The 287-nt window shown below is 41.1% G+C and carries 1 protein-coding gene; it reads left to right on the top strand.

From position 1 onward, the window contains the following. Positions 1 to 78: 78 nt before the first annotated feature. A partial coding sequence (locus tag ACTRWF_RS19720) for a DUF4160 domain-containing protein (RefSeq protein WP_462836110.1) occupies positions 79 to 287 on the top strand: 209 nt, incomplete at its 3' end.

Genomic DNA, 287 nt, shown 5'->3' with positions numbered 1-287 from the left:
GTTATGTGACTCACTTTTTCATTTCACGATAAACCGTATAGAATAGTACTTACGCCGTTTAAAGGAGCCTAACAAACGATGCCCGTAATTAGCCGGTTCTATGGGATTATAATCGCAATGTATTTTAACGACCATAATCCTCCCCATTTTCATGCTAAATATTCTGGTTACGAGGCACTCTTTGCCTTTGACGGTTCAATACTTGAAGGAGAGCTTCCTAACAGAGCCACGAAATTTGTTCAGGAATGGCTTTCAGAGCATCGAGCCGAACTAGAAGAGAATTGGCA

Source organism: Alteromonas sp. G5_S2_22_S1 (assembly GCF_054968525.1).
Note: the sequence above shows the minus strand (reverse complement) of the source record. Positions and strands in the feature narration are given on the sequence as shown.